18 protein-coding genes, 4 tRNA genes, 3 rRNA genes and 1 riboswitch are annotated in these 25,710 nt (G+C 53.2%); of the genes, 20 read left to right on the top strand and 5 right to left on the bottom strand.

Annotated elements, in window-relative coordinates; genetic code table 11:
- The first annotated feature begins 8 nt into the window (after window positions 1–8).
- Together ACRQ84_RS14600 and argH are read left to right on the top strand one after the other, a co-directional pair.
- Window positions 9–1,226: an argininosuccinate synthase gene (locus tag ACRQ84_RS14600; protein ID WP_483816434.1), complete on the top strand. Its 1,218-nt coding sequence runs from the start codon at window positions 9–11 to the stop codon at window positions 1,224–1,226.
- A 75-nt stretch (window positions 1,227–1,301) separates the two neighbouring features.
- A complete protein-coding gene (argH, locus tag ACRQ84_RS14595) occupies window positions 1,302–2,675 on the top strand; it encodes an argininosuccinate lyase (protein WP_483816433.1) in 1,374 nt (457 codons plus the stop codon).
- A gap of 216 nt (window positions 2,676–2,891) precedes the next feature.
- On the opposite strand, the gene ACRQ84_RS14590 is transcribed toward argH, so the two are convergent.
- On the bottom strand, window positions 2,892–3,626 hold the full coding sequence (locus ACRQ84_RS14590) for a glutathione peroxidase (RefSeq protein WP_483816432.1): 735 nt from the start codon (window positions 3,624–3,626) through the stop codon (window positions 2,892–2,894).
- A 128-nt stretch (window positions 3,627–3,754) separates the two neighbouring features.
- Here ACRQ84_RS14590 and oxyR point away from each other — a divergent pair, with 128 nt between their 5' ends.
- Complete coding sequence (gene oxyR / locus ACRQ84_RS14585) at window positions 3,755–4,672, top strand: DNA-binding transcriptional regulator OxyR (RefSeq protein ID WP_064741474.1); 918 nt, start codon at window positions 3,755–3,757, stop codon at window positions 4,670–4,672.
- Here the strand turns inward: oxyR and sthA are convergent.
- A complete protein-coding gene (gene sthA / locus ACRQ84_RS14580; protein WP_483816431.1) occupies window positions 4,655–6,055 on the bottom strand; it encodes a Si-specific NAD(P)(+) transhydrogenase in 1,401 nt (466 codons plus the stop codon). The genes oxyR and sthA overlap by 18 nt on opposite strands.
- A 194-nt stretch (window positions 6,056–6,249) precedes the next feature.
- Between sthA and fabR the strand changes: the two genes are divergently transcribed.
- Together fabR and ACRQ84_RS14570 are read left to right on the top strand one after the other, a co-directional pair.
- Entirely contained in the window at window positions 6,250–6,894 is a 645-nt protein-coding gene (gene fabR, locus ACRQ84_RS14575; RefSeq protein WP_064741472.1) for an HTH-type transcriptional repressor FabR, read from the top strand.
- An 18-nt stretch (window positions 6,895–6,912) separates the two neighbouring features.
- Window positions 6,913–7,266 carry a YijD family membrane protein gene (locus ACRQ84_RS14570; protein ID WP_008109647.1) on the top strand — a complete coding sequence of 118 codons (354 nt, stop codon included), beginning with the start codon at window positions 6,913–6,915 and terminating at the stop codon, window positions 7,264–7,266.
- A gap of 123 nt (window positions 7,267–7,389) precedes the next feature.
- On the opposite strand, the gene trmA is transcribed toward ACRQ84_RS14570, so the two are convergent.
- Complete coding sequence (gene trmA, locus ACRQ84_RS14565; protein ID WP_483816430.1) at window positions 7,390–8,493, bottom strand: tRNA (uridine(54)-C5)-methyltransferase TrmA; 1,104 nt, start codon at window positions 8,491–8,493, stop codon at window positions 7,390–7,392.
- A 112-nt stretch (window positions 8,494–8,605) separates the two neighbouring features.
- Window positions 8,606–8,787: riboswitch (cobalamin riboswitch) on the top strand.
- 68 nt (window positions 8,788–8,855) lie between these two features.
- Here trmA and btuB point away from each other — a divergent pair.
- The 9 genes from btuB (at window position 8,856) to ACRQ84_RS14520 (ending at window position 17,431) form a co-directional block, all read left to right on the top strand.
- On the top strand, window positions 8,856–10,742 hold the full coding sequence (gene btuB / locus ACRQ84_RS14560) for a TonB-dependent vitamin B12 receptor BtuB (protein WP_483816429.1): 1,887 nt from the start codon (window positions 8,856–8,858) through the stop codon (window positions 10,740–10,742).
- Window positions 10,687–11,538, top strand: coding sequence for a glutamate racemase (gene murI / locus ACRQ84_RS14555; protein WP_483816428.1), 852 nt, complete (start codon window positions 10,687–10,689; stop codon window positions 11,536–11,538). The genes btuB and murI overlap by 56 nt, the downstream gene beginning before the upstream one ends.
- Before the next feature lie 395 nt (window positions 11,539–11,933).
- Window positions 11,934–13,475: ribosomal RNA gene (locus ACRQ84_RS14550) — 16S ribosomal RNA — on the top strand.
- A 73-nt stretch (window positions 13,476–13,548) separates the two neighbouring features.
- Window positions 13,549–13,625 (top strand) — tRNA-Ile (locus tag ACRQ84_RS14545).
- Window positions 13,626–13,767: 142 nt separating this feature from the next.
- Window positions 13,768–13,843: transfer RNA gene (locus ACRQ84_RS14540), tRNA-Ala, on the top strand.
- 201 nt (window positions 13,844–14,044) lie between these two features.
- Window positions 14,045–16,952: ribosomal RNA gene (locus tag ACRQ84_RS14535) — 23S ribosomal RNA — on the top strand.
- A gap of 100 nt (window positions 16,953–17,052) precedes the next feature.
- Window positions 17,053–17,168: ribosomal RNA gene (gene rrf, locus ACRQ84_RS14530) — 5S ribosomal RNA — on the top strand.
- Together the 16S, 23S and 5S rRNA genes with 4 tRNA genes alongside form the textbook arrangement of a ribosomal RNA operon.
- A 102-nt stretch (window positions 17,169–17,270) precedes the next feature.
- A tRNA-Asp gene (locus ACRQ84_RS14525) sits at window positions 17,271–17,347 on the top strand.
- 8 nt (window positions 17,348–17,355) lie between these two features.
- Window positions 17,356–17,431, top strand: a tRNA-Trp gene (locus ACRQ84_RS14520).
- A 105-nt stretch (window positions 17,432–17,536) separates the two neighbouring features.
- Here the strand turns inward: ACRQ84_RS14520 and hdfR are convergent.
- Window positions 17,537–18,358, bottom strand: a complete 822-nt coding sequence (gene hdfR / locus ACRQ84_RS14515; protein WP_008106614.1) for an HTH-type transcriptional regulator HdfR — start codon at window positions 18,356–18,358, stop codon at window positions 17,537–17,539.
- A gap of 121 nt (window positions 18,359–18,479) precedes the next feature.
- Between hdfR and ACRQ84_RS14510 the strand changes: the two genes are divergently transcribed.
- Window positions 18,480–18,818 (top strand): MaoP family protein, encoded by a 339-nt coding sequence (locus tag ACRQ84_RS14510; protein WP_064741343.1) that lies wholly within the window; start codon window positions 18,480–18,482, stop codon window positions 18,816–18,818.
- 30 nt (window positions 18,819–18,848) lie between these two features.
- Here ACRQ84_RS14510 and ACRQ84_RS14505 read toward each other — a convergent pair whose 3' ends face one another.
- A complete protein-coding gene (locus tag ACRQ84_RS14505; protein WP_483816427.1) occupies window positions 18,849–20,369 on the bottom strand; it encodes a YifB family Mg chelatase-like AAA ATPase in 1,521 nt (506 codons plus the stop codon).
- Window positions 20,370–20,696: 327 nt separating this feature from the next.
- Between ACRQ84_RS14505 and ilvL the strand changes: the two genes are divergently transcribed.
- The 5 genes from ilvL (at window position 20,697) to ilvD (ending at window position 25,707) form a co-directional block, all read left to right on the top strand.
- Window positions 20,697–20,795, top strand: coding sequence for an ilv operon leader peptide (gene ilvL / locus ACRQ84_RS14500; protein WP_071531048.1), 99 nt, complete (start codon window positions 20,697–20,699; stop codon window positions 20,793–20,795).
- Between the two features lie 149 nt (window positions 20,796–20,944).
- A complete protein-coding gene (gene ilvG / locus ACRQ84_RS14495; protein ID WP_483816426.1) occupies window positions 20,945–22,591 on the top strand; it encodes an acetolactate synthase 2 catalytic subunit in 1,647 nt (548 codons plus the stop codon).
- The gene (gene ilvM / locus ACRQ84_RS14490; RefSeq protein WP_007888814.1) at window positions 22,588–22,845 is read left to right on the top strand and encodes an acetolactate synthase 2 small subunit; all 258 of its coding nucleotides are present in this window, start codon (window positions 22,588–22,590) and stop codon (window positions 22,843–22,845) included. Before ilvG ends, ilvM begins: the two co-directional genes overlap by 4 nt.
- Before the next feature lie 19 nt (window positions 22,846–22,864).
- Window positions 22,865–23,794 carry a branched-chain amino acid transaminase gene (locus tag ACRQ84_RS14485; RefSeq protein ID WP_064741340.1) on the top strand — a complete coding sequence of 310 codons (930 nt, stop codon included), beginning with the start codon at window positions 22,865–22,867 and terminating at the stop codon, window positions 23,792–23,794.
- 62 nt (window positions 23,795–23,856) lie between these two features.
- The gene (ilvD, locus tag ACRQ84_RS14480; RefSeq protein WP_483816425.1) at window positions 23,857–25,707 is read left to right on the top strand and encodes a dihydroxy-acid dehydratase; all 1,851 of its coding nucleotides are present in this window, start codon (window positions 23,857–23,859) and stop codon (window positions 25,705–25,707) included.
- Window positions 25,708–25,710 lie beyond the last annotated feature (3 nt).

Raw genomic sequence — 25,710 nt, 5'->3', positions numbered from 1 at the left:
ATTAAGACATGAGCACGCAAAACATCAAAAAAATCGTTCTGGCCTACTCAGGCGGCCTCGATACTTCCGCCATCATTCCATGGTTGAAAGAGAACTACGGCGGCTGTGAAGTGGTGGCGTTTGTGGCGGATATCGGCCAGGAACGTGGCGATCTGGAAGGCGTTGAGAAGAAAGCGCTGCAGTCAGGTGCTTCTGAGTGCCACGTAGTTGACCTGCGTGAAGAGTTCATTAGCGAATACGTTTATCCGGTACTGCAGACCGGCGCCCTGTACGAAGGCACTTACCTGCTGGGTACCTCAATGGCGCGTCCAATCATCGCTAAAGCCCAGGTTGAGCTGGCACTGAAAGTGGGCGCAGATGCGCTGTGCCACGGCGCAACCGGTAAAGGTAACGATCAGGTGCGTTTCGAAACCACCTACACCGCGCTGGCACCCCAGCTGAAAGTGGTTGCGCCATGGCGTGAATGGGACCTGCGTTCGCGTGAAGCGCTGCTGGATTACCTGAAAGAGCGCAATATCCCGACCACCGCGTCGCTGGAAAAAATCTACAGCCGTGATGAGAACGCATGGCACATCTCTACCGAAGGCGGCGTGCTGGAAAGCCCAGCCAATGCACCAAACAAAGATTGCTGGGTGTGGACCGTTGATCCGCTGGAAGCGCCCGATCAGCCAGAAAACGTGACGGTAACCGTCGAGAAAGGCCGTGTGGTAGCGGTGAATGGCGAGAAGCTGAGTCCGTTCCAGTGCCTGGAAAAACTCAACGTGCTGGGTGCGAAACACGGCGTGGGTCGTATCGACATCGTAGAAAACCGTCTGGTGGGCATCAAGTCTCGCGGCTGCTACGAAACCCCGGGTGGCACCATCATGGTGAATGCGCTGCGTGCGGTTGAACAGCTGGTGCTGGATCGCGATAGCTTCAAATGGCGTGAGCAGCTGGGCCATGAAATGTCTTACGTGGTTTACGATGGCCGCTGGTTCGCGCCGCTGCGTAAATCGATCCAGGCTGCTGCCGAATCGCTGGCAGAAGAAGTGAACGGCGAAGTGGTACTGCAGCTGTACAAAGGCCAGGCCACCGCGACGCAGAAAACGTCCCCTAACAGCCTGTACTCAGAAGAGTTCGCCACCTTTGGCGAAGACGAAGTTTACGATCACCGTCACGCGGGCGGCTTTATCCGTCTGTTCTCGCTCTCTTCACGCATTCGCGCGCTGAACGAGCAGAAGAAGTAATACCGCGGCAATCGACATATTTTGCAAGGGCGGCTTCGGGCCGCCTTTTCTATAACGGATTCAGGAGTAATTCAGATGGCACTTTGGGGCGGACGTTTTTCGCAGGCAGCAGACCAACGGTTCAAACAGTTCAACGACTCGCTGCGTTTTGACTATCGCCTGGCCGAGCAAGACATTACCGGCTCGATTGCCTGGTCAAAAGCGCTGGTCACGGTCAACGTGCTGACCCATGACGAGCAGCAACAGCTGGAAAGCGCGTTGAATGAACTGCTGGCCGAGGTGCGCGCCAATCCTGAGCAGATTCTGCAAAGCGATGCGGAAGATATTCACAGCTGGGTCGAAGGCAAGCTGATCGATAAAGTGGGTGCGTTGGGTAAGAAATTGCACACCGGCCGTAGCCGTAACGATCAGGTCGCGACCGATCTGAAACTGTGGTGCAAAGAGCAAGTTGCCGTGCTGCTGGACGCCACGCGCGAACTGCAATCGGCGCTGGTTACCACCGCCGCAGCCAATCAGGATGCAGTGATGCCCGGCTACACGCACCTTCAACGTGCGCAGCCGGTGACCTTCGCGCATTGGTGCCTGGCGTACGTTGAGATGCTGGCGCGTGATGAAAGCCGTTTGCAAGATGCACTGAAGCGTATGGATGTCAGCCCGCTGGGTTGCGGTGCGCTGGCTGGCACGGCGTATGAAATCGATCGTCAGCAGCTGGCGGGCTGGTTAGGTTTTGCCTCTGCGACGCGTAATAGCCTCGATACCGTTTCCGATCGCGATCACGTGCTGGAGCTGCTGTCAGACGCCTCGATTGGCATGGTGCATCTGTCGCGCTTTGCTGAAGACCTGATTTTCTTCAACACCGGTGAAGCAGGCTTCCTTGAGCTGTCTGATAAAGTCACTTCCGGTTCCTCGCTGATGCCACAGAAGAAAAATCCGGATGCGCTGGAGCTGATTCGTGGCAAATGCGGTCGTGTGCAAGGTGCGCTGACTGGCATGATGATGACGCTGAAAGGTTTACCGCTGGCGTACAACAAAGATATGCAGGAAGACAAAGAAGGGCTGTTCGATGCACTCGATACCTGGCTCGACTGCCTGCACATGTCGGTGTTGGTGCTGGATGGCATTCAGGTAAAACGTCCACGTTGCCAGGAAGCCGCTGAGCAGGGCTACGCCAACTCGACTGAGCTGGCCGATTATCTGGTGGCGAAAGGCGTACCGTTCCGCGAAGCACACCACATTGTGGGTGAAACCGTGGTGGAAGCGATCAAGCAAGGCGTGGCGCTGGAAGCACTCACGCTGGCGCAGTTAAAGCAGTTTAGCGCGGTGATTGAAGATGATGTCTATCCGATTCTGTCGCTGCAATCCTGCCTGGATAAGCGTAATGCACAGGGCGGCGTCTCGCCGCAGCAGGTCGCTTTTGCTATCGGCGAAGCCCAGAAGCGTTTGGGTTAAAGGCATTGCGCAATAAATTGCGCCGCTACGGTTTGTGCACATTTTTGTAGCGGCGCGATTTATCGCGCTCAGTTGATGTTCATTCATTACGGTTATGACAAGCAAAAAAAAGCGGGCACCTCTTCGGTAGCCCGCTAACCTCTAGCTTCGGAATTACATATTGTTATAGGCACATCATCAAGGGCAGGCCACTCCCGGCCAGCACAGTGATTGGTTTTAAGCAGATTGCAGGTACTGCTCCAGATCGTCGCTCCCGCCAATATGACGACCACCGATAAATACCTGAGGTACCGTGGCGCGGCCTGATACGGCGCGCAGACTCACGGTTGTGGCATCTTGCCCCAGGACAATTTCTTCAAACGCAATGCTGCGATCAATCAGCAGCTGTTTCGCTTTCGTACAGAATGGGCAACCCGGCTTGGTAAAGAGCGACACAGACTCCTGCACTTTAAATTCGGGGGCCAGATAACGCAGCAGCGTATCGGCATCTGACACTTCAAACGGATCGCCCGGCTTGCTGGGTTCGACAAACATCTTCTCGATAATGCCGTTGCGCACCAGCATGGAATAACGCCATGAGCGCGGACCAAATCCAACGTCCGCTTTTTCCACCAGCATATTCATGCCGCGGGTGAAGTCGCCATTGCCGTCCGGGATAAAGGTGATATGTTCAGCGCGCTGATCGGCTTTCCACGCATTCATGACAAAAGTATCGTTCACTGACACGCACAGAATGCTGTCGACACCGTGCTGTGCAAAGGTGCTAAACAACTCGTTGTAGCGCGGCAGGTGGCTCGATGAGCAGGTCGGCGTAAACGCACCCGGCAGCGAGAACACAATAACGGTTTTGTCTTTGAACAGTTCATCAGTCGTGATATCAACCCAGCGATCGCTCTGACGCATGTGAAAGGTGACCTGCGGTACGGCTTTGCCTTCCTGGCTTGCGAACATATCTTCTCCTCAAAATTCAATGGTCTTAATCAGATGAGGCGTATTATTCCCGCTGGCGCCTTGATAGGGCTAATCGTTCATTGCTATTCTATCTATCGCCACGGGCTATCGTGGTTTGGAGGATTTCAATGAATATTCGTGATCTCGAATACCTGGTTTCACTGGCGGAGCATCGCCATTTCCGGCGTGCAGCTGACGCCTGTCATGTCAGCCAGCCCACCTTAAGTGGACAGATTCGCAAGCTAGAAGATGAACTTGGTGTGATGCTGCTGGAACGTACCAGCCGTAAAGTGTTGTTTACTCAGGCTGGATTGTTGCTGGTGGATCAGGCGCGCACCGTGCTGCGCGAAGTGAAAGTGCTGAAGGAGATGGCGAGCCAGCAGGGCGAAGCGATGTCTGGACCGCTGCATATTGGTTTGATTCCGACCACTGGGCCGTATCTGCTGCCGCATATCATCCCGATGCTGCATAAGACCTTCCCCAAACTCGAAATGTACCTACACGAAGCGCAGACGCAGCAACTGCTGGCTCAGCTCGACAGCGGCAAGCTGGATTGTGCGATTGTGGCATTGGTGAAAGAGAGCGAAGCCTTTATTGAGGTGCCGCTGTTTGATGAGCCCATGACGCTGGCGGTGTATGCCGATCATCCGTGGCGCGATCGCGATCGCGTGCCGATGTCGGATCTGGCCGGTGAGAAATTGCTGATGCTGGAAGATGGCCACTGCTTGCGCGATCAGGCGATGGGTTTCTGCTTCGAAGCCGGTGCCGATGAAGATACGCATTTCCGCGCCACCAGCCTGGAAACGCTGCGCAACATGGTGGCCGCCGGAAGCGGTATCACCTTGCTACCTGCGCTGTCCGTGCCAAACGAACGCGTGCGTGATGGCGTCTGCTATCTGCCGTGCTACAAGCCTGTTCCGCAGCGCACCATCGCATTGGTGTATCGTCCAGGATCGCCTCTGCGCAGCCGCTATGAGCAACTGGCAGAAGCAATCAAAACCCACATGCAGGGTTACCTGAACACGACGTTAAAACAGGCGGTTTAAGCCGTTTAACGCTGCCACGCGATAGGCTTCGGCCATAGTGGGGTAGTTGAAGGTGGTATTCACGAAGTACTCAATCGTGTTGCCGCCGTTCTTCTGTTCCATGATGGCCTGGCCGATGTGAATGATTTCCGCGGCACGCTCACCAAAGCAGTGAATCCCCAAAATCTCTTTGGTTTCACGGTGGAACAGAATCTTCAGGCTGCCCACGTGCATGCCCACAATCTGCGCACGCGCCAGATGTTTAAACTGCGCACGACCCACTTCATACGGCACTTTCATCGCAGTGAGCTGCTGTTCCGTTTTGCCCACAGAACTGATCTCTGGAATGGTATAAATTCCGGTAGGAATATCCTCGATCAGATGCGCGGTGGCTTCACCTTTGATGATCGCTTGCGCGGCAATGCGGCCCTGATCGTAAGCGGCAGAAGCCAGGCTTGGATAACCAATCACGTCGCCAACGGCATAGATGTGCGGCTGTGCGGTTTGGTACATGCTGTTTACTTTCAGCAGGCCACGTCCGTCCGCTTCCAGCCCCACGTTTTCCAGCGCCAGTGAATCGGTGTTACCGGTACGACCATTCGCGTACAGCAGGCAATCGGCTTTCACTTTTTTGCCCGATTTCAGGTGAATAATCACTCCGTCATCAACGCCTTCAATTTTCTCAAACTCTTCGTTGTGACGAATCACCACGCCGCTGTTCCAGAAGTGATAGGAGAGCGAATCTGACATCTCCTGATCGAGGAATGCCAGCAGACGATCGCGGGTATTGATCAGGTCAACTTTGACGTTCAGACCGCGGAAAATCGACGCATATTCACAGCCAATCACGCCAGCGCCATAAATGATCACGTGGCTAGGTTCATGGTGCAGGTTGAGGATGGAGTCGGAATCGTAAACGCGTGGGTGGGTAAAATCGACATCCGCTGGATGATACGGGCGGGAACCACAGGCGATAACGAATTTCTCGGCGGTTAAGCGCTCGCGAGTGCCGTCGGGTTGTTCCACTTCGATGGTGTTGGCATCAACAAATCGGGCATCGCCCTGATAAAGTTCACAGCGGTTACGCTCGTAGAAGCCCTGACGCATCGCGGTTTGCTGACTGATAACGTTCTCGGTGTGGTTCAGAATATCGGCGAATGAGGAGCGCAGGAGTCGAGTGTGATCGCTGTAAAGTGGGTTTTGATTGAACTCGATAATACGGCTGACAGCGTGGCGCAGGGCTTTGGAAGGGATGGTTCCCCAGTGAGTACAACCGCCGCCGATGTTATGGTAGCGTTCGATCACTGCAATACGCGCTCCCTGCTTCACCAGCCCCATCGCCGCACCTTCGCCGCCCGGACCGGAGCCAATCACAATGGCATCGTAATCGTAAGACTTTTGCATACCAATACGTCCTATTTTTTTATCACATTTTTACAACGAGATTCTAACATCTCGCCGCGCACATCTGAATTCTAACAGCGTAAATTGCTGAAGTTTGACAAAGCGTGAGGTTCACAGGCGTTCACAAAGTTTGCACCGCTGTACGCTGAAAAGTTTGTTATAGTGCCTGCCAAATCACCTAAAAGGCCGGGAAAATGGGCGTCAGAGCGCTACAAAAAGAACGTACACGACGTTCACTGATTGAAGCTGCCTTCAGTCAGTTAAGTGCAGAAAGGAGTTTTGCCAGCCTGAGTTTGCGTGAAGTCGCACGCGAAGCGGGGATTGCGCCGACCTCATTTTATCGCCATTTCCGCGATGTCGACGAACTGGGCTTGACCATGGTCGACGAAAGCGGCTTGATGTTGCGTCAATTAATGCGCCAGGCGCGCCAGCGTATTGCCAAGGGCGGCAGCATCATCAAAACCTCGGTGGCAACTTTTATGGAGTTCATCGGGAACAATCCCAACGCTTTTCGGCTCTTACTACGCGAACGATCCGGAACGTCGGCGGCATTTCGTGCCGCCGTTGCCCGAGAGATCCAGCACTTTATCGCTGAACTGGCGGATTATCTTGAGCTGGAAAATCGCATGCCGCGCAGCTTCACCGAAGCGCAGGCCGAAGCGATGGTGACGATTGTGTTTAGTGCAGGCGCCGAAGCGTTGGACGTTGATCTCGAACAGCGTCGTAAGCTTGAAGATCGCCTGGTGTTACAGCTGCGCATGATCGCCAAAGGCGCTTATTACTGGTATCGCCGGGAGCAAGAGCGACTGTCGGTTACCCTGGAAAAAAACGAAGAGTAATGTGACAAGGATAATGAAATGATTGAGCAAAACCCACGCGATAAAGGAACGCTTTTATTGGCTTTTATCACCGGTTTAGCGATCAACGGCTCCTTCTCGGTGCTGTTCAGCACGTTTGTTCCCTTTTCGATATTCCCGTTGATCGCGCTTGGCCTTGCGGCCTGGTGTTTGCATCAGCGTTATCTCAACCGCAACATGCCAGACGGCATGCCTTCCCTGGCGGCGGCATTCTTCCTGCTGGGCATTTTGGTCTATAGCGCGCTGGTGCGGGCAGAATACCCGGATATCGGCTCCAACTTTATTCCTACCATTCTGATGGTGGCGCTGGTGTTCTGGATTGGCATGCGCTTTCGCCGTAAGAATAGAAACTAAGTTTTCGGTGCGCATGAATGCGCACCCTACAAAATCGACGCATAAATGCGCACCCTACAAAACCGACGCATGACGCACCGGTTTTATCGGGTCGCCATTTTTGGCGACCAATCCATTCTGCTCTCAGACTTTGCGCGTCAGCAGCACGCCGCATTCCATATGATGGGTATAGGGGAACTGATCAAACAGCGCCAGACGCGTGACGTCATGCGTTTCACCCAGCACCGCGAGATTGTCGCACAGCGTTTGTGGATTGCAGGAGATATAAATGATGTGTGGGTAGGCCTGCACCATCTTCACGGTTTCCTCATCCAGCCCGCTGCGCGGCGGATCGACAAAAATGGTTTCGCACTGATAACTCTGCAGGTCGATACCTTCTAAGCGATTGAAGCTGCGTACGCCATTCATAGCCTGAGTAAATTCTTCGGCGGCCATACGAATAATCTGTACGTTATCAATATGATTAGCGGCAATGTTGTATTGCGCGGATGCCACTGACGGCTTGGCAATTTCCGTGGCCAACACGCGGCGGAAGTTACGCGCGAGTGCCAGCGAGAAGTTGCCATTACCGCAGTAAAGTTCCAGCAGATCGCCGCGCGAATCCTTAGTCACATCCAGCGCCCACTCCAGCATCTGAATATTCATCGCCGCGTTTGGCTGGGTGAAGCTGTTCTCCACCTGACGATAAATCATCTCTTTCCCAGCGATCGGCAAGCGCTCATCGACGTAATCGCGATCAAGGCAGATTTTAGTTTTGGTGGCGCGGCCAATCAGTTGCACATCAAAGCCTTCAGCACGCAAGTTGTCGCGCAGCGTGCTGGCGGCGGCAGTCCACTCCTCTTCCAGCTTGCGGTGATAGAGCAGCGAGATGACAATCTGATTGCTCATGGTCGATAAGTAATCAATCTGGAACAGCTTAAAACGCAGCGCACGGTTGTCGCGGATCGCCGCGATCAGTTTTGGCATCAGCTGGTTGATTAATTCACTGGCCGCCGGGAATTGATCGACGCGGATACGTTGCTTGGTCTGTTGATCAAAGATGATGTGGTAGAGATCGTCACCGTCGTGCCAGATGCGGAATTCGGCGCGCATCCGATAGTGGCTGACCGGCGAACGGAACACCTCCACGTCGGGCGCGGCAAAGGGCACCATCATCGCCTGTAAGCGGCTGACTTTTTCCGCCAGTTGCGCGTCGTATTGTTCAATCGGGAGCTGTTCGGGTGTCATCTTTAATCCTGGTAATAAGCTGGCTTGCCGGGCGATTGTAGGCATTCAACTGCTGATGTCCAGCCCTGCGGAAAACAAGATGGCTGGAAGTCTGGATTTCCGGCCTTCCTGGCCGTAGACTGCGCCTGCCGGCCTCCTTGAGTTAAAAGGGAATCCAGTGCGAATCTGGAGCTGACGCGCAGCGGTAAAGAATGTCGTGGTGATGGCACTTATAAACACTGTCCTGCCGGATGGGAAGTTTTTCACCATTTATGATTCTCAGCCCGAAGACCTGCCGGTGTGACGTCGCAATACATACGACCATCGCGAGCTATTGGTTGTAGTCGTGCGGCATCCTGCTTCGTCTTTTGGATGCTATAACAATGAAAAAAACACATGCTTCGCTGTTTGCCTTCAGTGCAACGGCGTTGTCTCTCTGGGCGCAATTTGGCTACGCGCAGCAGAATGATGGTACGCAAATCGTCACCGCTAACCGCTTCGCACAGCCGGTGTCGTCGGTGCTGGCTTCTACGTCTGTTGTCACCCGTGACGAGATCGATCAGTGGCAATCTAAGAACCTGCTGGAAGTGTTGCGTCGCTTGCCGGGCGTGGATATCGCGCAAAGCGGCGGCATTGGGCAAAGCGCTTCGATGTATGTGCGTGGTTCGGAAGCGCGCCATACGCTGATTCTGGTTGATGGTGTGCCGTTCTCCAAACCCGGTATTACCGGCGTTGCTGACTTCAACCAAATCCCTGTTTCAATCATCCAGCGCGTTGAGTTCATTCGCGGCCCGCGTTCTGCCGTTTACGGCGCAGATGCGATTGGCGGTGTGGTGAATGTCATTACGCAAAACCCGAATAATCAAAACTCGCTGACCGCTGGCTTTGGTTCGAAGGGTTATCAGGAATATAGCGGCGGCATCAATCAAAATGTCACGGATCAGACGCGCGTAACGGTGGCGGGTTCTTATCAGGCGACTAATGGCTACAACGTTCAACCGGGCTCAACGTCTCCGACCGATCGCGATCGGGATGGCTGGCGCAATAAGGCGTTCTGGGCTGGCGTTGATCATAAGTTTAATGACACGTTTTCTGGCTTCTTTCGCGGTTATGGCTATGCCGCGAACTCAGATTATGATGCGGGCTATGTCGGTGGTCAGGATGAGCAGCAAATCTATAATCACTCGTTTGATACCGGTCTGCGCTTTAATAAAGAGAATTACTCCTCGCAGCTGACCGCCAGTTATCAGAAGTACAAAATCTATAATTACGTTGGGTCTGACGGCCGCTATGCGGATTCCAATAGCCTGGATGATATGGAACAGCGCAACCTGCAGTGGGGCAACACCTTTGCGGTGGGGCATGGCATGGTTAGCGCCGGTCTGGATTGGCAGCAGCAGAAACTGAGCTCGGTTGGACAACTCTATTCTGGCGCACCGCGTGATGAAGATGGATACAAGCAAGATAACACGGGTGCTTACCTGACGGCGCAGCAGCAGTTTGGCAATGTTACGCTTGAAGGTTCGGCGCGTGGCGATGACAACCAAGACTTTGGTCGTCATGGCACCTGGCAAACCGCTGCGGGTTGGGAGTTTGTGCCGGGCTATAAAGCTTCACTCTCTTACGGTACAGGTTTCCAGGCGCCGACATTAGGTCAACTATATGGTCTGAAGCGTTTTGGTATCAGTTCTAATCCCGATCTGAACCCTGAGAAATCAAAGCAGTGGGAAGCCGCGTTAGAAGGTTTAACGGGAGCGGTTAATTGGCGTGTTGCGGCGTATCACAACAAGGTTAGCAATCTTATTACCTATGCTTCCGATCCTGTGACTTTTGAGGGCGGCTATTACAATGAAAAAGCCGTTACGCTAAAAGGTATTGAAGCCACCGCTGATTTTGATACCCGCTTCCTTCATCATCAGATCACCCTGGGTTATCTGGATGCTCGTCGTGATTCAGATGGTGAAACGCTGGCGCGTCGCGCGCGTGAGCAAGCCAAATATCAGCTGGGTATGACGGTGTATGACGTTGATATCGATGTCATCTACCAGTACTTCGGTAAGCGCTACGACAACAACACCAGCGAATATGCCAGCGAGCAACGTCGTTTATCGAGTTACAGCACGGTAGATCTCGCTGTCTCGTATCCGGTCACATCACAGCTCACCGTTCGTGGTAGAATTGCCAACTTGTTCGATAAAGATTATGAGACAGCGTATGGCTATCCAACTCCAGGAACGGAGTATTACCTCAGCGCCAGCTACAGCTTCTGATCTGCGTCCCACCGTGCTGGTGTTTGACTCCGGCGTCGGTGGGCTTTCCGTTTATGATGAGGTCCGGCATTTACTGCCGGATCTTCACTATCTCTACGCCTTCGATAATGAAGGTTTCCCGTACGGCGAAAAATCCGAAGACTTTATTGTCGAGCGTGTGGTGGCGGTGGTGACGGCTATCACCCAGCGTTTCCCACTTGCGCTGGTGATCATCGCTTGTAACTCGGCCAGCACCATCTCTTTGCCGGCTCTGCGTGAGCGCTTCGAATTCCCGGTTGTGGGTGTGGTGCCTGCCATTAAACCTGCTGCGCGCTTGACGCGTAATGGCGTGGTGGGATTACTGGCCACGCGTGGCACGGTGAAACGTCCATATACGCATGAGTTAGTGGCGCAATTTGCCCGGGACTGCAAAATCGAAATGCTCGGTTCGGCGGAGCTGGTGGAACTGGCGGAAGCCAAGCTGCATGGCGAAGATGTTGAACTGGCAGATGTGCGCCGCGCTGTGCAACCCTGGCTACGTATGAAAGAGCCACCTGATACCGTGGTGCTGGGTTGTACGCATTTCCCTTTATTGCGGGATGAACTGCAGTTGGTCATGCCGGAAGGGACCAGGCTGGTGGATTCGGGTGCGGCTATTGCGCGTCGTACCGTCTGGTTATTAGAGCATGAAGCACCGCAGGCGGTTTCATCCGGACAGAATGTAGCGTTCTGTACGCGTATGGATGATGAAGTGACGAAATTGTCACCGATTTTGCAGCGTTATGGCTTCCCGTTGCTGGAAAAATTAGCAGTTTAGTCGCGTTTCGACGAAAAAATCAGCACTCGAAAATTAATTTGAAATTAGCACTTGTCAGCCCCGAAGAAATCCCTATACTGCGCCTCCACTGACACGGAACAACGGCTTACGAAGCGATGTGTTCAGGAGGTAGTCTTCAAGGCAACCTTCAGAAAAGCAAAAATAAATGCTTGACTGAGAATGCGGAAAGCGTAATATACGCATCCCGCGCCGCTAGAGAAATCGCGGCATGCTCTTTAACAATTTATCAGACAATCTGTGTGGGCACTCGCAGGATTGATATCAGCGTCTCCGGACGCAAAAAAATATCAAGTCTCACGAGTGAACACATAATGAAATTCATTATGACGTTTTACAGATGAGCATCGCTTAACTTGTTTAAGCAAATCAAACTTAAATTGAAGAGTTTGATCATGGCTCAGATTGAACGCTGGCGGCAGGCCTAACACATGCAAGTCGAACGGTAGCACAGAGGAGCTTGCTCCTTGGGTGACGAGTGGCGGACGGGTGAGTAATGTCTGGGAAACTGCCCGATGGAGGGGGATAACTACTGGAAACGGTAGCTAATACCGCATAACGTCGCAAGACCAAAGTGGGGGACCTTCGGGCCTCACACCATCGGATGTGCCCAGATGGGATTAGCTAGTAGGTGGGGTAATGGCTCACCTAGGCGACGATCCCTAGCTGGTCTGAGAGGATGACCAGCCACACTGGAACTGAGACACGGTCCAGACTCCTACGGGAGGCAGCAGTGGGGAATATTGCACAATGGGCGCAAGCCTGATGCAGCCATGCCGCGTGTATGAAGAAGGCCTTCGGGTTGTAAAGTACTTTCAGCGGGGAGGAAGGCGGTGAGGTTAATAACCTTACCGATTGACGTTACCCGCAGAAGAAGCACCGGCTAACTCCGTGCCAGCAGCCGCGGTAATACGGAGGGTGCAAGCGTTAATCGGAATTACTGGGCGTAAAGCGCACGCAGGCGGTCTGTCAAGTCGGATGTGAAATCCCCGGGCTTAACCTGGGAACTGCATTCGAAACTGGCAGGCTAGAGTCTTGTAGAGGGGGGTAGAATTCCAGGTGTAGCGGTGAAATGCGTAGAGATCTGGAGGAATACCGGTGGCGAAGGCGGCCCCCTGGACAAAGACTGACGCTCAGGTGCGAAAGCGTGGGGAGCAAACAGGATTAGATACCCTGGTAGTCCACGCCGTAAACGATGTCGACTTGGAGGTTGTTCCCTTGAGGAGTGGCTTCCGGAGCTAACGCGTTAAGTCGACCGCCTGGGGAGTACGGCCGCAAGGTTAAAACTCAAATGAATTGACGGGGGCCCGCACAAGCGGTGGAGCATGTGGTTTAATTCGATGCAACGCGAAGAACCTTACCTACTCTTGACATCCAGAGAACTTAGCAGAGATGCTTTGGTGCCTTCGGGAACTCTGAGACAGGTGCTGCATGGCTGTCGTCAGCTCGTGTTGTGAAATGTTGGGTTAAGTCCCGCAACGAGCGCAACCCTTATCCTTTGTTGCCAGCGGTTCGGCCGGGAACTCAAAGGAGACTGCCAGTGATAAACTGGAGGAAGGTGGGGATGACGTCAAGTCATCATGGCCCTTACGAGTAGGGCTACACACGTGCTACAATGGCGCATACAAAGAGAAGCGACCTCGCGAGAGCAAGCGGACCTCATAAAGTGCGTCGTAGTCCGGATCGGAGTCTGCAACTCGACTCCGTGAAGTCGGAATCGCTAGTAATCGTAGATCAGAATGCTACGGTGAATACGTTCCCGGGCCTTGTACACACCGCCCGTCACACCATGGGAGTGGGTTGCAAAAGAAGTAGGTAGCTTAACCTTCGGGAGGGCGCTTACCACTTTGTGATTCATGACTGGGGTGAAGTCGTAACAAGGTAACCGTAGGGGAACCTGCGGTTGGATCACCTCCTTACCTGAAGATACCTTCCCGCGTAGTGCTCACACAGATTGTCTGATAGAAAGTAACGAGCAGAAAAAACCTCTACAGGCTTGTAGCTCAGGTGGTTAGAGCGCACCCCTGATAAGGGTGAGGTCGGTGGTTCAAGTCCACTCAGGCCTACCAAATTTCTTCTCATGCTGCGTTAAAGCGCCGCTCGTATAGTGAACTATACGTCGCGACACTTTGCCTTGCCTGAAAAGAAATGACCGTTTGTAAAAACGGGACTCCTGGTGAGTGGTAGTAGTGGTCTCTGCAGTAACTGTATGGGGCTATAGCTCAGCTGGGAGAGCGCCTGCCTTGCACGCAGGAGGTCAGCGGTTCGATCCCGCTTAGCTCCACCATTACAGTGACTCAAAACAATACTTCAGAGCGTGCCGGCAACGGCGTGCTGCGAAGTATTATGCTCTTTAACAATCCGGAACAAGCTGAAAATTGAAACGACGTGTTGGCTCATTTCTCCGTAATAAGAAATGAATAACGACATGTTCGAGTCTCTCAAATGCTTGCAGTCTGCAGCGTTGCAAAACGCCTGTGGGTTGTGAGGTTAAGCGACTAAGCGTACACGGTGGATGCCCTGGCAGTCAGAGGCGATGAAGGACGTGCTAATCTGCGTAAAGCGTCGGTAAGGTGATATGAACCGCTACAGCCGACGATGTCCGAATGGGGAAACCCGGTGCACTCAGTGCATCATCGCAACATGAATACATAGTGTTGCGAGGCGAACCTGGGGAACTGAAACATCTAAGTACCCAGAGGAAAAGAAATCAACCGAGATTCCCCCAGTAGCGGCGAGCGAACGGGGAACAGCCCAGAACCTGAATCAGTTTGTGCGTTAGTGGAAGCGTCTGGAAAGTCGCGCGATACCGGGTGATAGCCCCGTACACGAAAGTGCACATTCTGTGAGTTCGAAGAGTAGGGCGGGACACGTGGTATCCTGTCTGAATATGGGGGGACCATCCTCCAAGGCTAAATACTCCTGACTGACCGATAGTGAACCAGTACCGTGAGGGAAAGGCGAAAAGAACCCCGGCGAGGGGAGTGAAACAGAACCTGAAACCGTGTACGTACAAGCAGTGGGAGCCTTCATTTATGGGGGTGACTGCGTACCTTTTGTATAATGGGTCAGCGACTTATATTCTGTAGCAAGGTTAACCGTATAGGGGAGCCGCAGGGAAACCGAGTCTTAACTGGGCGTTAAGTTGCAGGGTATAGACCCGAAACCCGGTGATCTAGCCATGGGCAGGTTGAAGGTTGGGTAACACTAACTGGAGGACCGAACCGACTAATGTTGAAAAATTAGCGGATGACTTGTGGCTGGGGGTGAAAGGCCAATCAAACCGGGAGATAGCTGGTTCTCCCCGAAAGCTATTTAGGTAGCGCCTCGTGAACTCATCTTCGGGGGTAGAGCACTGTTTCGGCTAGGGGGCCATCCCGGCTTACCAACCCGATGCAAACTGCGAATACCGAAGAATGTTATCACGGGAGACACACGGCGGGTGCTAACGTCCGTCGTGAAGAGGGAAACAACCCAGACCGCCAGCTAAGGTCCCAAAGTCATGGTTAAGTGGGAAACGATGTGGGAAGGCACAGACAGCCAGGATGTTGGCTTAGAAGCAGCCATCATTTAAAGAAAGCGTAATAGCTCACTGGTCGAGTCGGCCTGCGCGGAAGATGTAACGGGGCTAAACCATGCACCGAAGCTGCGGCAGCGACACTATGTGTTGTTGGGTAGGGGAGCGTTCTGTAAGCCGTTGAAGGTGGCCTGTGAGGGCTGCTGGAGGTATCAGAAGTGCGAATGCTGACATAAGTAACGATAAAGCGGGTGAAAAGCCCGCTCGCCGGAAGACCAAGGGTTCCTGTTCAACGTTAATCGGAGCAGGGTGAGTCGACCCCTAAGGCGAGGCTGAAAAGCGTAGTCGATGGGAAGCAGGTTAATATTCCTGCACTTGGTGTTACTGCGAAGGGGGGACGGAGAAGGCTAGGTTATCCGGGCGACGGTTGTCCCGGTTTAAGCGTGTAGGCTGACACCTTTGGTAAATCCGGGGTGTCTTAAGGCTGAGGCGTGACGACGAGCCACCACGGTGGTGAAGTAACTGATGCCCTGCTTCCAGGAAAAGCCTCTAAGCTCCAGGTAACACGAAATCGTACCCCAAACCGACACAGGTGGTCAGGTAGAGAATACCAAGGCGCTTGAGAGAACTCGGGTGAAGGAACTAGGCAAAATGGTGCCGTAACTTCGGGAGAAGGCACGCTGGCGCGTAGGTGGAGGGACTTGCTCCCCGAGCCGAAGCCAGTCGAAGATACCAGCTGGCTGCAACTGTTTATTAAAAACACAGCACTGTGCAAACACGAAAGTGGACGTATACGGTGTGACGCCTGCCCGGTGCCGGAAGGTTAATTGATGGGGTTATCCGCAAGGAGAAGCTCTTGATCGAAGCCCCGGTAAACGGCGGCCGTAACTATAACGGTCCTAAGGTAGCGAAATTCCTTGTCGGGTAAGTTCCGACCTGCACGAATGGCGTAATGATGGCCAGGCTGTCTCCACCCGAGACTCAGTGAAATTGAAATCGCTGTGAAGATGCAGTGTACCCGCGGCAAGACGGAAAGACCCCGTGAACCTTTACTATAGCTTGACACTGAACATTGAGCCTTGATGTGTAGGATAGGTGGGAGGCTTTGAAGCGTGGACGCCAGTCTGCGTGGAGCCAACCTTGAAATACCACCCTTTAATGTTTGATGTTCTAACGTAGGCCCGTAATCCGGGCTGCGGACAGTGTCTGGTGGGTAGTTTGACTGGGGCGGTCTCCTCCCAAAGAGTAACGGAGGAGCACGAAGGTTGGCTAATCCTGGTCGGACATCAGGAGGTTAGTGCAATGGCATAAGCCAGCTTGACTGCGAGAGTGACGGCTCGAGCAGGTGCGAAAGCAGGTCATAGTGATCCGGTGGTTCTGAATGGAAGGGCCATCGCTCAACGGATAAAAGGTACTCCGGGGATAACAGGCTGATACCGCCCAAGAGTTCATATCGACGGCGGTGTTTGGCACCTCGATGTCGGCTCATCACATCCTGGGGCTGAAGTAGGTCCCAAGGGTACGGCTGTTCGCCGTTTAAAGTGGTACGCGAGCTGGGTTTAGAACGTCGTGAGACAGTTCGGTCCCTATCTGCCGTGGGCGCTGGAGAATTGAGGGGGGTTGCTCCTAGTACGAGAGGACCGGAGTGAACGCACCACTGGTGTTCGGGTTGTCATGCCAATGGCATTGCCCGGTAGCTAAGTGCGGAAAAGATAAGTGCTGAAAGCATCTAAGCACGAAACTTGCCCCGAGATGAGTTCTCCCTGACTCCTTGAGAGTCCTGAAGGGACGTTGAAGACTACGACGTTGATAGGCCGGATGTGTAAGCGCAGCGATGCGTTGAGCTAACCGGTACTAATGACCCGTGAGGCTTAACCTTACAACGCCAGAGGCGTTTTGGTCTGAGAGACCTGATTTTCAGCTTGTTTTACCGGATAGATTTGCGCGGCCCGCGAGGGCGGCGTGAGCAAAAGAATTTGCCTGGCGGCTTTAGCGCGGTGGTCCCACCTGACCCCATGCCGAACTCAGAAGTGAAACGCCGTAGCGCCGATGGTAGTGTGGGGTCTCCCCATGCGAGAGTAGGGAACTGCCAGGCATCAATTTAAGACCCCTTATCGGGTCGTGACCTTCCCCGTGACGCGGGAAGGGCGAAACACCTGAAATCAGAGCGATTGTCTGATATCAGTACAGAATCGGTGGAGCGGTAGTTCAGTTGGTTAGAATACCTGCCTGTCACGCAGGGGGTCGCGGGTTCGAGCCCCGTCCGTTCCGCCACCCTAATTAGGGGCGTAGTTCAATTGGTAGAGCACCGGTCTCCAAAACCGGGTGTTGGGGGTTCGAGTCCCTCCGCCCCTGCCAGAAAATAATCCTTTGCTTCGGCAAAGGATTTTTTTTGTCCAAAATTCAGCAGTGAAATGAGTTTGAGTTTCACTCTGATCCACTCAAACTTCCTCATTAATTGTCTTATTGTGTCAAAACTGGATATTTAAGCAGCTGCCGAATGTGACTTTGCTGATCGCTATTCTGCAGCCACACCGCATATAACGGTCGCACGGCGACAGGCGTATCTGGAATAACCATCAAATCACTATAAATGCCGTGCCAAAAATCAGGTAAAAAGGCACAAGCACCTGTGGTATGCAGTAATTCGCGGGTAAGGTGCGCTGATGTTGTCGTTAATACGGGGACATCATCACTGGACAGATAACTTTCATGCTGATGAAAATCTGCGCCCCATTCCAGCTTGATATAGTCATATTTTTCACGCTTCTCAGTTTTGCGTGCACGGAATAATGCGAGAGAGATATGACCAATTTGCTGGCTGGTTAACTCATCCATTTTTGGCGCTTCGGTAGTAATCAACAGATCCAACTGACGCTCATGTAGTTGCTTAACCAGCAAATGCCGCTGAGCAATACGTGCCTCAAGATGAAGGCTTTCACGGTTCTCATAAAGTGTTTGTAACCAAGGAGTTAAGTAGGCTTCCCAAAGGGATGCGCTACCTCCTATCGAAAGCTCATGATGCTGTTGTGTATGAGAAACTTCCTTTTTTGCCATCAACCAGGTACTCATCAAGCTTTCAGCATAAGGCAATAAACGCTCACCAGCTGAAGTCAGCCGGATGTTATTACGGTGGCGAGTAAAAAGGTTTACACCCAGCTGATTTTCGAGCTGACGAATGCGAAAACTAACGGCAGATTGCGTGAGGTAAAGCGCTTCAGCAGCACGCCCGAAATGGCGTGTTCTGCTCACTTCGAGGAAAGTTTTCAGTAATTCCGTATCCACTGCATTCTCCCAAAATTTGTTTGTCGTAATGATTTAAATGTTTTGTTTTACACTCTGTCAAGCCTATCTAATACTCCGCGCCATAAATAGCACGGCCATATGAGAGTCAGGAGCGTGTAAAATGGCGGATAGCTTCGCAACAACGAATCGTTTCTTTGATAACAAACATTACCCACGTGGTTTTTCGCGTCATGGTGATTTCACCATTAAAGAAGCTCAGCTTCTGGAGCGCCACGGTTATGCCTTTAATGAACTGGATCTCGCTAAGCGTGAACCCATGACAGAAGAAGAGCGTTCATTTTTAGAAGTATGTCGTGGTCTTCGTGAGCCGCAAACGGAAGCTGAACGTGTATGGTCGAAATATACCGCACGTATCAAGCGTCCTAAGCGTTTCCATACGCTGTCTGGCGGTAAGCCGCAAATGGACACAGTGGAAGATTTCAGCGATAGCGATGATTAAGAATAGCGGGGCTTATATAAGCCCCGTTTTTTATTCCAGGTTTTTGTGCAAATAAATCATTAAACGGTCAATGCTGCGATAACCCACCGCCTCCTGCAAGTGGCCCCGCGTAATCTGCTCTTCACCCGCTAAGTCAGCAATTGTCCTCGCAACTTTTAAAATCCTTTGCCAGGCGCGTACTGAAAGCCCCAACGAATTCAATACCTCTTCCAGCCACTTGGCATCCTGCTGCTTCAATGTGCACCAACGTAAAACTTCTGGATTAGAGAGCTGAGCATTCACCTTGCCGCTGCGTGCTGTTTGAATCTGACGGGCAGTCAGGACCCGGCTTAAAACCTCAGCACTACTTTCGCTGACCTGTTGTTTCTTGCTCAGTGATCCGCTGGGCAGAAGAGGGACTTCAAGCGATAAATCGAAGCGATCGAGAAAAGGTCCTGAGAGGCGATTAAGGTAACGCAAAACTTGCTGTGGGGAGGAACGATTATGGTTACCTTGATAATGCCCAGTAGGACTCGGATTCATTGCACCAATCAATTGAAAGCGCGCAGGATAAGTCACTTTAGCGCGGGTTCGCGAAATAGAGATTTCACCGGACTCAATCGGTTCTCGTAACGCATCCAGCGTCTTGCGCTCGAACTCAGGCAGTTCATCAAGAAATAGCACGCCGTTGTGTGCCAAAGAAATCTCCCCCGGACGCGGCAAGGAACCACCTCCAACCAGCGCGTACAGCGAAGCACTGTGATGAGGGGCTCTGAACGGCCGTTTGCGCCACTGGTGATGCAGATTGCCACTGGTGACCAGATTGGCAATAGCGGCGCACTCCAGTGCCTCCTGGTCGTCTAATGGAGGCATGATGCCGGGCAGACGTGTCGCCAACATCGTTTTACCCGTGCCAGGAGGGCCAATCAGTAAAAGGTTATGCCCACCTGCTGCCGTGATTTCCAGTGCACGTCGGCCCTGATCCTGACCGATGACATCGCTAAGGTCCTGCTTTTCCTGCTCAAGCGTTTCAGGTTGATAATGGGCAACGGTGAGGGTGGTTTTGTTATGAAGAAAGGCACAGATATCTACAAGATGTTTGCCCACCAGCGTTTCACCTTGTTGAATCAGCCCCACATCCTGCTGATTCTGTTCAGCTAACACCATTTGTCTGCCCGCTTGCAGAGCCGCCATCGCTGCCGGAATAGCAGCCTGAACGCCACACAGCGCACCGTTAAGCGCGAGCTCCCCCAGGAATTCATATTGCCCTAATTTGGCGTCAGGAAGCTGCTCTGAGGCCGCCAGAATGGCGATAGCAATGGGTAAGTCATAGCGTCCACCTTCTTTTGGCAGATCGGCAGGTGCCAGATTTATAGTGACGCGTTTCGCCGGGAAGGTGAATCCGCTGTTGATGATCGCACTACGTACCCGTTCTCGCGCCTCTTTAACTGTGGTTTCGGGCAGGCCAACCAACGTTAGGGCAGGCAAACCGTTGCTGATATGCACTTCCACCGTCACCAGCGGAGCCTGAATGCCTAGCGCAGCCCGCGTTAATACCTTGGATAAAGACATAACCGCTCCTTGTTGTCCTTATCATCTTATCTGCAAGGCGGAGGAACAATTCCCAAGAGCCCAACTTCCGAGCTCGATTCCTTACATTCGGTGATAGTTGCAGTTGTTCCAACGAAAATCAGAGCTTGTGCATAAACTTCAAATCAAGATTACGACACGGTCGTAATGAAAATTTATCACAAATGTAAATAACCTTTTACTTACAATATGATAACCACCCGGCGTCAAAGGCATCATGAAATTTTCAATGAAAATAATTGTCAGCGGCCTGCTAACTATGGTAACTCTGTAGGTATTACTTCGAACAATCGAAAAAACAAACAACACATGAAAGCCCTTCTACAAGTGATTAGCCTAGTCGTGATTAGCGTGGTGGTGATTATTATCCCACCGTGCGGGGCATCGCTTGGAGAAAGAAAGGCTTAAAAATCAAGTCTGGAATTCCAAAAACCCCCGCACCGAAAGGTCCGGGGGTTTTTTTTTAACCAGGCTAAATATCAGCAAATTAGCGAGGAACAGATTATGAGCAGTAGCATAAAATTCTGTTGTTCCCCTAGGAATACAGGAGAATAACCATGACAGGTGCACAGTGGGTAGTTCAGGCTTTACGCGCGCAGGGTGTCGATACAGTGTTTGGCTATCCTGGCGGCGCAATCATGCCAGTGTACGATGCGCTCTACGATGGCGGCGTGGAACACCTACTGTGCCGTCATGAGCAAGGTGCGGTGATGGCGGCAATTGGTTATGCCCGTGCAACCGGCAAGACTGGCGTATGTATCGCCACTTCGGGTCCTGGGGCAACCAACCTGATCACCGGTCTGGCGGATGCGATGATGGATTCGATCCCGGTAGTGGCGATCACTGGTCAGGTCTCGTCGGCCTTTATCGGCACCGACGCGTTTCAGGAAATCGACGTTCTCGGATTATCGTTAGCCTGCACCAAACACAGTTTCCTCGTTGAATCGCTTGATGATTTACCTTCGGTGATGGCAGAAGCCTTCGCCATTGCGCAATCTGGCCGTCCCGGCCCGGTGCTGGTAGATATCCCCAAAGACATTCAGGTTGCCAATGGCGAATTGACGCCGCACCTGCTGCCGGTGGAAGAAGAAGTGAGTCATTCCGCGCACCACATTGCGGAAGCACGCGCATTGATGGCGCAATCGCACAAACCGATGCTGTATATCGGTGGCGGCGTTGGCATGGCGCAGGCGGTTCCTGCATTACGCGCCATGGCGCAGGAAACCGGTATTCCGATGGTTTCCACTCTGAAAGGTCTTGGTAGCGCCGATGCCAGCAGCGATCTCTATCTCGGGATGCTGGGCATGCACGGCACCAAAGCGGCTAACCTCGCCGTACAATCCTGTGATTTGCTGATTGCGGTGGGCGCGCGCTTTGACGACCGCGTCACCGGCAAGCTGGATACCTTCGCTCCGCACGCCAGCGTCATCCATATCGATATCGATCCTGCCGAGCTGAACAAACTGCGCCGTGCGCACGTTTCATTGCAGGGCGATATGAATCAGGTGCTGCCAGCGCTCAGCATGCCGCTGCAGATTGACGGCTGGCGCAAAGAAGTCAGCGCGATGAAAAGCGAATTCGACTGGCGTTATGATCATCCAGGCGAAGCGATTTACGCGCCGCTGTTGCTGAAGCAGTTGTCCGATCGTAAAGCGGATAGCGCCGTGGTGACCACCGATGTGGGCCAGCACCAGATGTGGGCCGCTCAGCACATGCGTTTCACCGCACCAGAAAACTTCATCACCTCCAGCGGTCTTGGCACCATGGGCTTTGGCCTGCCGGCGGCGATTGGTGCGCAGGTTGCACGCCCTGAAGACACGGTAATCTGCGTGTCCGGCGATGGCTCCATCATGATGAACATTCAGGAGCTTGGCACCATTAAGCGCGGCAAGTTGCCGGTGAAAATCCTGCTGCTGGATAACCAGCGTCTCGGCATGGTGCGCCAGTGGCAGCAACTGTTCTTTGATGGTCGCTATAGCGAAACCATCCTGACCGATAACCCCGATTTCCTCACCCTGGCCAGCGCTTTTGATATCCCAGGCCAGCGCATTAGCCGTAAAGATCAGGTCGACGCCGCCCTTGATGCTCTGCTGAACAGTGAAGGTCCTTACTTCCTGCATGTTTCGATAGATGAGCATGAAAACGTCTGGCCATTGGTACCACCGGGTGCCAGCAACGCAAACATGATGGAGAAAACCGCATGAATCAGCATCAATTGTCTATCGAAGCCCGCTTTCGTCCTGAAATATTGGAGCGCATTTTGCGTGTCGTACGTCACCGTGGTTTCCAGGTATGTGCGATGAATATGGCCTCCGCGGTCAATGCCGGAAACATTAATATCGAAATGACCGTTGCCAGCCAACGCTCTGTCGATTTACTGTCTTCGCAGTTAAGCAAACTTATGGATGTCGCTTGCGTCGAGATCCAACAACAGACAACACAACAAATCCGCGCATAGTCGCCAAAGGAAAAAAGCAATGAGTACAAAGAAAGCAGACTTTATTTGGTTCAATGGGGAGATGGTTAAGTGGGAAGACGCCAAGGTTAGCGTTATGTCTCACGCACTGCATTACGGTACTTCTGTGTTTGAAGGCGTGCGTTGCTACGACTCACACAAAGGCCCAGTGGTGTTCCGTCACCGTGAGCATATGAAGCGTCTGCATGAATCCGCCAAAATTTATCGTTTCCCGATTGAAGCGAGCGTAGATGAGTTGATGGAAGCGTGCCGCGAAGTGATCCGCGTGAACAAACTGAAAAGCGCTTACATCCGTCCGCTGGCCTTTGTCGGTGACGTGGGTCTGGGTGTGAACCCGCCAGATGGCTACACCACCGATGTAATCATCGCTGCTTTCCCTTGGGGTGCTTACCTGGGCGCTGAAGCGCTGGAAAACGGCATCGATGCGATGGTTTCTTCGTGGAACCGCGTTGCACCAAACACCTTGCCGACCGCCGCAAAAGCCGGTGGTAACTATCTTTCCTCTCTGCTGGTAGGCAGCGAAGCGCGTCGTCATGGCTATCAGGAAGGCATCGCGCTCGACACCAACGGCTATATTTCTGAAGGTGCTGGCGAAAACTTGTTCGAAGTGAAAGATGGCATTCTGTTCACGCCACCGTTCACCTCTTCCGCACTGCCAGGCATCACGCGTGACGCCATCATCAAGCTGGCGCAAGACATGGGTATCGAAGTGCGTGAGCAGGTTCTGTCGCGCGAATCCCTGTATCTGGCAGACGAAGTCTTCATGTCAGGTACTGCAGCGGAAATCACTCCGGTGCGCAGCGTCGACGGTATTCAAGTCGGCGAAGGTAAACGAGGTCCGGTCACCGGTCGTATCCAGAAGGCCTTCTTTGGCCTGTTCACTGGCGAGACGGAAGACAAGTGGGGCTGGTTGGATCCGGTTAACGCATAACGAGATTTTTTGCGGGCGTCAGATGGCGCCCGCAACCTTATTATTACTGGAGTAAATAGAGCATGCCTAAGTACCGTTCCGCCACCACCACTCATGGTCGTAACATGGCCGGTGCCCGTGCCTTGTGGCGCGCGACAGGAATGACCGACGACGATTTCGGTAAACCGATTATCGCCGTGGTCAACTCATTCACCCAATTCGTACCGGGCCACGTGCACCTGCGCGATCTTGGCAAACTGGTTGCGGAGGAGATCGAAGCAGCAGGCGGTGTGGCCAAAGAGTTCAACACCATTGCGGTGGATGATGGTATCGCCATGGGTCATGGCGGCATGCTGTATTCACTGCCTTCACGCGAGCTGATTGCCGATTCAGTGGAGTATATGGTCAACGCGCACTGTGCCGACGCCATGGTGTGTATCTCCAACTGCGACAAAATCACCCCGGGCATGCTGATGGCCGCTCTGCGCCTCAACATTCCGGTGATCTTTGTTTCCGGCGGCCCGATGGAAGCCGGTAAAACCAAACTGTCCGATCAAATCATCAAGTTGGATCTGGTGGATGCGATGATTCAGGGTGCCAACCCGAACGTTAGCGACGCCGACAGCGATCAGATCGAACGTTCAGCGTGTCCGACCTGTGGTTCCTGTTCCGGTATGTTCACCGCCAACTCGATGAACTGTCTGACCGAAGCACTGGGCTTGTCGCAGCCCGGTAACGGTTCACTGTTGGCAACGCACGCCGATCGTAAAGAGCTGTTCATCAATGCTGGCAAGCGCATCGTTAGCCTGACTAAACGCTATTACGAGCAAGATGACGTCAACATGCTGCCGCGTAACATCGCCACCAAAGCGGCGTTCGAGAATGCGATGACACTGGATATCGCCATGGGCGGCTCCACCAATACCGTTCTGCACCTGTTGGCAGCGGCGCTGGAAGGCGAAATCGACTTCAATATCTCTGATATCGATCGCTTGTCTCGCAAAGTCCCGCAGCTGTGTAAAGTAGCGCCAAGTACGCCGAAATATCATATGGAAGATGTTCACCGCGCGGGCGGCGTTATCGCCATTCTCGGTGAGCTGGATCGTGCGGGTCTGATCGACACCAGCGCGCGTAACATCCTGCAGCAGAGCATGCGCGAAACCCTCGATCAGTACGACATCATGCTGACCAAAGATCAGGCGGTAAAAGATATGTTCCGCGCCGGTCCTGCCGGTATTCGTACCACCAAGGCGTTCTCGCAGAATTGCCGTTGGGATACGCTGGATGACGATCGTACCGATGGCTGTATTCGTACCCGCGAACACGCTTACTCGCAGGATGGCGGCTTGGCCGTCCTTTACGGCAACATTGCTGAAGACGGCTGCATCGTAAAAACCGCTGGCGTAGACAAAGAGATCCTCACCTTCAAAGGCCCTGCCAAAGTATACGAAAGCCAGGATGATGCGGTTGAAGCCATTCTTGGCGGCAAAGTGGTGGCCGGTGATGTGGTGGTAATCCGCTACGAAGGGCCGAAAGGCGGGCCAGGCATGCAGGAAATGCTCTATCCAACCACCTATCTGAAATCCATGGGCCTCGGCAAAAGCTGCGCATTGATCACCGACGGTCGTTTCTCTGGCGGCACATCCGGTCTTTCGATTGGTCACGCCTCACCGGAAGCGGCGAGCGGCGGCACCATCGCGCTGGTGAAAGATGGCGACATGATTGAAATCGATATCCCGAACCGTGGCATCAAGCTGGCGGTACCGGATAACGAACTGCACGCTCGTCGTGAAGAAGAGCAAGCGCGTGGCGATGCGGCTTACACGCCGCATGGCCGCGTACGTGAAGTCTCCTTCGCACTGCGTGCGTATGCATCACTGGCGACCAGCGCTGACAAAGGCGCGGTGCGCGATAAGTCCAAGCTGGGAGGCTAACCG

Origin of the sequence: Pantoea sp. E2023-21, assembly GCF_051302795.1 — a bacterium.
Lineage (GTDB): Bacteria > Pseudomonadota > Gammaproteobacteria > Enterobacterales > Enterobacteriaceae > Pantoea > Pantoea ludwigii_A.
The sequence above is the reverse complement of the archived record's forward strand: the minus strand, read 5'-3'. Positions and strand labels throughout refer to the sequence as shown.

Coding starts and splice junctions, on each gene's coding strand:
- ACRQ84_RS14600 (WP_483816434.1), top strand. CDS start 9: ATGAGCACGCAAAACATCAAAAAAATCGTTCTGGCCTACTCAGGCGGC.
- argH (WP_483816433.1), top strand. CDS start 1,302: ATGGCACTTTGGGGCGGACGTTTTTCGCAGGCAGCAGACCAACGGTTC.
- ACRQ84_RS14590 (WP_483816432.1), bottom strand. CDS start 3,626: ATGTTCGCAAGCCAGGAAGGCAAAGCCGTACCGCAGGTCACCTTTCAC.
- oxyR (WP_064741474.1), top strand. CDS start 3,755: ATGAATATTCGTGATCTCGAATACCTGGTTTCACTGGCGGAGCATCGC.
- sthA (WP_483816431.1), bottom strand. CDS start 6,055: ATGCAAAAGTCTTACGATTACGATGCCATTGTGATTGGCTCCGGTCCG.
- fabR (WP_064741472.1), top strand. CDS start 6,250: ATGGGCGTCAGAGCGCTACAAAAAGAACGTACACGACGTTCACTGATT.
- ACRQ84_RS14570 (WP_008109647.1), top strand. CDS start 6,913: ATGATTGAGCAAAACCCACGCGATAAAGGAACGCTTTTATTGGCTTTT.
- trmA (WP_483816430.1), bottom strand. CDS start 8,493: ATGACACCCGAACAGCTCCCGATTGAACAATACGACGCGCAACTGGCG.
- btuB (WP_483816429.1), top strand. CDS start 8,856: ATGAAAAAAACACATGCTTCGCTGTTTGCCTTCAGTGCAACGGCGTTG.
- murI (WP_483816428.1), top strand. CDS start 10,687: ATGGCTATCCAACTCCAGGAACGGAGTATTACCTCAGCGCCAGCTACA.
- ACRQ84_RS14510 (WP_064741343.1), top strand. CDS start 18,480: ATGGCGGATAGCTTCGCAACAACGAATCGTTTCTTTGATAACAAACAT.
- ACRQ84_RS14505 (WP_483816427.1), bottom strand. CDS start 20,369: ATGTCTTTATCCAAGGTATTAACGCGGGCTGCGCTAGGCATTCAGGCT.
- ilvL (WP_071531048.1), top strand. CDS start 20,697: ATGAAAGCCCTTCTACAAGTGATTAGCCTAGTCGTGATTAGCGTGGTG.
- ilvG (WP_483816426.1), top strand. CDS start 20,945: ATGACAGGTGCACAGTGGGTAGTTCAGGCTTTACGCGCGCAGGGTGTC.
- ilvM (WP_007888814.1), top strand. CDS start 22,588: ATGAATCAGCATCAATTGTCTATCGAAGCCCGCTTTCGTCCTGAAATA.
- ACRQ84_RS14485 (WP_064741340.1), top strand. CDS start 22,865: ATGAGTACAAAGAAAGCAGACTTTATTTGGTTCAATGGGGAGATGGTT.
- ilvD (WP_483816425.1), top strand. CDS start 23,857: ATGCCTAAGTACCGTTCCGCCACCACCACTCATGGTCGTAACATGGCC.